Origin of the sequence: uncultured Thiodictyon sp. (genome assembly GCA_903837595.1) — a bacterium.
In the GTDB taxonomy this organism is placed as follows: domain Bacteria; phylum Pseudomonadota; class Gammaproteobacteria; order Chromatiales; family Chromatiaceae; genus Thiodictyon.
The window spans coordinates 1-2,966 of sequence record CAILVI010000075.1 but is presented as its reverse complement, the minus strand read 5'-3'; the positions used below and the strand labels follow the sequence as shown (position 1 = coordinate 2,966).

General features: G+C 65.2%; 3 protein-coding genes and 1 pseudogene. All 4 read left to right on the top strand.

All coding sequences use genetic code 11. The features are described from left to right. Positions 1-1,236 (top strand): Si-specific NAD(P)(+) transhydrogenase (gene sthA, locus QZY44_RS04105; RefSeq protein ID WP_295442627.1); only part of this gene is annotated, 1,236 nt, incomplete at its 5' end. Between the two features lie 220 nt (positions 1,237-1,456). After that, complete coding sequence (locus tag QZY44_RS04100) at positions 1,457-1,732, top strand: high-potential iron-sulfur protein (RefSeq protein WP_295442625.1); 276 nt, start codon at positions 1,457-1,459, stop codon at positions 1,730-1,732. Positions 1,733-2,286: 554 nt separating this feature from the next. Next, on the top strand, positions 2,287-2,562 hold the full coding sequence (locus QZY44_RS04095) for a hypothetical protein (RefSeq protein WP_295442622.1): 276 nt from the start codon (positions 2,287-2,289) through the stop codon (positions 2,560-2,562). A gap of 208 nt (positions 2,563-2,770) precedes the next feature. After that, positions 2,771-2,966: pseudogene (locus QZY44_RS04090) on the top strand (Bcr/CflA family drug resistance efflux transporter); the annotation flags it as partial.

Genomic DNA, 2,966 nt, shown 5'->3' with positions numbered 1-2,966 from the left:
CTGCGCCACTCCATCCAGACCCTGGCGGACTACCGGCGCAACCCGATCTTCCAGCACACCCGCGACCAGATCGAGGTGGATTTTCCGGACCTGCTGCGCGCCGCCGACGGGGTCATCAACGCGCAGGTACGCACCCGTTACCGCGCCTACCAGCGCAACCGGGTGGAGGTGATCTTCGGGCGTGCCCGCTTCCTGGCCCCGGACCGCATCGCGGTGCATCGTGCGGGCGGCGTCGACATGGAGCTGACTGCGCGGCACTTCGTCATCGCCACGGGTTCGCGCCCCTATCACCCGCCGGAGATGGACTTCAGCCACCCGCGGGTGCGCGACAGCGACTCGATCCTCGCCCTGCAACACACCCCGAGATCCCTTACCATCTACGGGGCCGGGGTGATCGGCTGCGAGTACGCCTCGATCATGAGTTACCTGGATGTGAAAGTGAACCTGGTCAACACCCGCGACCGCCTGCTCTCCTCCCTGGACGACGAGATCACCGATGCGCTGAGCTACCACCTGCGCCAGAGTGGGGTGGTGATCCGCAACGATGAGACTGCCGAGCGGGTGGAGGCGGGTGACGACGGCGTGGTGCTGCACTGCCACTCCGGCAAGAAGTTCAAGACCGACGTCCTGCTGTGGGCCAACGGTCGCACCGGCAACACCCGCGACATGGGGCTGGAGGCGATCGGCCTTACCCCCAACAAGCGCGGTCAGCTGGAGGTCAACGCGAGCTACCAGACCGCGCTTCCGCACATTTACGCGGTGGGTGACGTGGTGGGGCCGCCGGCCCTGGCCAGCGCCAGCTATGACCAGGGGCGCTTCGTCGGTGCCCACATCGCGGACGGTGCGTGCGACTGGTCCCTGATCGAGGAGTTCCCCACCGGCATCTACACGGTGCCGGAGATCAGCTCCATCGGCCGCAGCGAGCGGGAGCTGACCGCCGCCCAGGTGCCCTACGAGGTTGCCGAAGCGGGCTTCAAGTCACTGGCCCGCGCCCAGATTACGGGCCACACCGTGGGGATGCTCAAGATCCTGTTCCATCGCGAGACCCTGGCGATTCTGGGCATCCACTGCTTCGGCGAGCAGGCCGCGGAGATCGTCCACATCGGTCAGGCGATCATGTCCCAGCCGGGCGCCGCCAACAGCATCCGCTACTTTACCGAGACCACCTTCAACTACCCGACCATGGCGGAGGCCTACCGGGTGGCGGCACTCAACGGGCTGAACCGGCTGTTTTAGTGCGCCCATGCGCCGGCCCGACCAGCAGTTGCCGCGGTTCCCCGAGATCCGCCGTCTGGCCCCCCACTTGACTTGGCCAGCCAACGCATTATGCTGCGATCCCGCAAGCGCCGACGGCGACTGCGTCCGACACGATAAGTTAAACGAATCGACCGGCTCGTGATCCGCACCAATGCGGTGCGTCTCCCGGGCAAATCACACCACCCTTGAGGACTTCGAGATGACTGACCTGAACAAATCCACCCGCCGCCAGTTCCTGAAGGTTGGTGGTGCAGCCCTGGTCGCGCTTCCGATCATCGGCATGAGCGGTACCGCGCTGGCGGCCCAAAACGCATCGGTGCGTACTGCCCTGCAGTACCAGACCACCCCCAAGGACGGCAAGCAGTGCTCCACCTGTCAGAACTTCCAGGCTGCGACCAATGGTTGCACCCTCTTCCCCGGCGACACTGAGATCGTGCCGACCGGCTATTGCAGCGCCTATCTGCTGAAGAAGTAGTCCGGATCGGCGGGGCGCCCGCGGGCGCCCCGCATCCCCGGGGTTCGTTGGTGATCTTCTTTTGGTAACCGGAACCCCAAAAAGTCTTGCCTTCCGTACGCGACGTGCCCCTGCGCACGCACTCGCCCAACGCAATCGCTGGGGCCAAGCCCTTGTTGGGATAGGTCCGCTATCGGTCGCCCGCCATTACCTGCCGCCCGGCGTCTGCGGTCGGCGTTGATGCCCTTCGCCATCGTTCGGGTTGGGTCGCGCTCACTGGTCATATAGGGCTGATGTTGCCGCTCGTCGGTGCCTCGCTATCGGCCTGACCGTGCCCCCCATGGTGACGGCCTGCCAGATGTCGGTCGGCAACGGCGCAACCGGCTGTCTGCGGATGCAAGCGCCCGTAGCGGCGGTTTCTGTCCCCCCACTTGACACTGCCAGCGAACCTATTATGCTTCAACTCCGCAAGCGCCGACGGCGAGTGCGTACGACCGAGTTAAAAAATAAGGCCCGCGGAACGCCCCGCGAGGGTGCGGCCATGGGACCAACAACACGAAGCTGAGGACATCCTGATGACAGACCTGAACAAGTCCACCCGCCGCCAGTTCCTGAAGGTTGGCGGCGCCGCCCTGGTTGCGCTCCCCCTCATTGGTATGAGCGGCGCCTCGCTGGCCGCCCAGAACGAGAGCGTGCGTAAGGCGCTGCAATACCAGACCAGCCCCAAGGACGGCAAGCAGTGCAGTGGTTGCCAGAACTACCAGGCCGCGACCAAGGGCTGTACTCTCTACCCCGGTGACACCGAGATTGCCCCGACGGGCTATTGCTCCGGCTTTATCGCCAAGAAGTAGTCCTGATCGTCGCGACTTCATCGCGGTCATAAGGGGCGCCTAAAGGCCCCCTTGCCCCCTGGCTACCAAGCCCCGCTTGGTACCAGGGTCTTCGAAGTCCGCTTCCCATTGCTCGACCTGCCCCATTTGCGCCGCTGAGTCTTCGCTTTGCCCGCGGCTGTGCACTGCCGCTGCCCTGCGGCCTTCACCCCTTGCTGAGACGGGACCCATGCCGATTCGCCCGTCGTTGCTCGTCACCCTGGGGCTGCTCTCCGGGCTGACGCCGTTTGCCATCGACATGTATCTGCCGAGCCTGCCGGCCATCGCCCGGGACCTGGGCTCGACGATCGAACTCGCCCAGCTCACAGTGACCGTCTATCTCGGGGTCTTTGCCCTGGCCCAATTGTTCGTGGGGCCGCTGTCCG